General features: G+C 71.1%; 1 protein-coding gene. It reads right to left on the reverse strand.

The genetic code is table 11. The features are described 5' to 3' along the window. A partial coding sequence (locus JHD07_RS37800; protein WP_291631478.1) for an AsmA-like C-terminal region-containing protein occupies positions 1 to 2,500 on the reverse strand: 2,500 nt, incomplete at both ends.

Here is a 2,500-nt window from a genome sequence, read left to right on the forward strand (position 1 = left end):
GCGCCGTCTCGACGCCATCGAGCGCGGCGGTGGCCGGCGGAGGCTCGCCGCGCTCGATGGCGTCGAGACGGCGCGTCTCGCGGTCGATGGTCCGCACCGCAAGCCATGACGACAGCGGCGTAAGGTCGATGGTGCGGCTCAGCCTGTCCGGGGGCCCGGCCGCGAACAGCTGGATCTCGGGCGGCGCGCCGGAGAGTCCGGTCATGATCGGCGTCAGGCTGGCGCGGATGTCGGCCTGGTCGGCGGGAATGTCGTAGCCCCCCGAGACGATGGCGCGGGCGTTCTTCGCTTCCAGCTGCGTTGCGCCGACGCGCAGGCGGCCGTCGCGGATGGTGAACGGGATCTGCGCCGAGGGCACCGCGATGCGACCGGCCGACAGCGCGGGCTCGACGAGCTGCCGCAGCCGGTTGTCGTCGCTGACCTGGCCGCCGTCGCTGGCGCGGATGGCGATCTCGAAGGCACGCGGATTGAGGCCGCCGATCTCCGCGGATTCCAGCGTCACCGTGCCGTTGCCGGCGAGCGCACCGGTGAGCGCCGCGACGCTGCGGCCCTGGCTGGTCAGCGCCATCTGCACCGTGGCGCGCCCCTTGGGCAGCGCGAGGTCGCGATAGCGCAGCGCCGCCGCATCGGCATTGCCGAGATCGATGCGAGCGTTCAGCGCAAGGCCACCCGGGCCATTGCGCGCGTCGAGGCTTGCGGACAATTCGCCGCCGCCGAGGCCGCCCTTGAGCGCATCCAGCGCGAGCGACTGGCCGTCGCTGCGAACCGTGCCGCCGAAGGGACGCAGCTCGATGCCGCCGGGCAATGTTGCCCGCAACGCCTGGAACGCGATGCGGCCGCGCCAGCCGCTGACGAGTCCTGGCGTCAGCGGCTCCCCGGACTCCTGCCCGGTCGCGCCGATGGCGATTGCGAGCGCCGGCGCAAGATCGAGCGTATCGAGACCGACCTCGCCGTCGACGGTCCTGTCCTGATCGAGCGTAACCGAAACATGCCCGCGCAGGTGCGAGCCGGCTGCATTGCCGTCGAGATCGTCGAAGGTCAGGCGATTGCCCGACAGCGTGAGGCGGGAGGACAGGCTGACATTCCGCGCCGATGTGCCGGCAGGGTTGATGCCGAGCAGCGGCGCCAGATTGGCGTTGCGCACGCGCAGGTTCACGCTGCCCTTCGGCTCCGACAGATCGACGCTGCCTTGCGCGTCCGCATCGAGCCCGCCGCCGCTGAGTCTCGCATTCAACTGCATCGGACGGCGCCAGACGCCGGTGAGCTTGCCCTCGAACTGCGAGGCGCCCTCGCCTGCGGCCACGAGGCGATCGAGCCCGAGCAGCGCCAGCAGCGCGCCGGCCTGCGGCGTCGAGACTTTCGACTCCAAAGTAAAGTCGCTGCTGCGGAGGCGATCGAGGTCGATGCCGCCGATCGCGGCCGCCGGCGTCTGCGCGGCCAGCGTCGCGGTCGCCTTCAGCTGCGGCGCGTCGAGTTCGAGCACGGCGCGGGCGCTGCTGCGATCGGCATGCTCGGCATTCTTGTCCAGGCTGAGGTCGAGCTTGAAGCGCGTGGCGCCGGGCTGTGAAGGCATCGCCTCGAAGCGCGTGCGCACAGCGGGCGCAAACGGCTCGATCAACGCGGTGAGCTCGCGCAGCGAATTGGCGGAGGATTTCAGCGTGAGCTTGCCGGTCACCCTGGCGCGGTCGAAGCTGCCGCTCGCCTCGGTGGTGATGCCGCCGGCCTGGCCGAAGCGCAGTTGCTCCAGCGACAGCGATGCCGGGCTATAGGCTAGCCTGGCGGCGAACGACCGCAGCTCCTGGCCGGCGGAGATCGCCCGGCCGATATCGAGTGAGAGTTTCGCCTCTACCGGCCACTCGCCTTGCGGCCCTGCCATAGCGCGCACGAAGCTTGCCGCGGCGTCGAGGTCGAGACGGTCGGCCTTGAGGTCGGCGTCGATCCGCGAGCCTTTGCTCGCGCCTGTCTGCACGAAGGCGATGCGGCCTTCGACGGCGCCGCCGTCGATGTCGGCCTTCAGCCTGTCGATGGCGAGATGATTGGCGGCGATGGTCACCTCGCCGGCGAGGCGCAGCGGCCGCGTGCTGCGGCGATTGACCTCGCTGCGGCCCTGGAGCCAGGCCACCAGCGTGTCGGGGTCCGAGGACTCGATGCTGAGCCGGCCGCTGAAACTGTCGGCGCCGGGAGCCGCGCCACTGAGCGAGAGCTGAGTCATGCCGGGCGCACGCAGCTCGAGCCGCCGGAAGGTCCAGGACCGGCCGTCGGTCGCGAGCTCGGTCGCGATGTTCTGGAGCGGACGGCCGCCGAGCATGATCTGGTCGGCGTTGAACTCGATCTGCGCCGGGATGGGCGCCTGCGGGATCGCCGCCAGCCCTGCGCGCAGTGCCGGCAGCACGCGCTGCGGATCGGCATCGTCCCTGGCTGCCAGCCTGTCGGCGTCGACCTGCCGCGCCGACAGCACCGCGCGCAGCGGGTTGCGCAGATTCCATACTATGGCTTTGCC

It is taken from the genome of Bradyrhizobium sp. (assembly GCF_016462955.1).
Classification (GTDB): Bacteria; Pseudomonadota; Alphaproteobacteria; order Rhizobiales; family Xanthobacteraceae; genus Bradyrhizobium.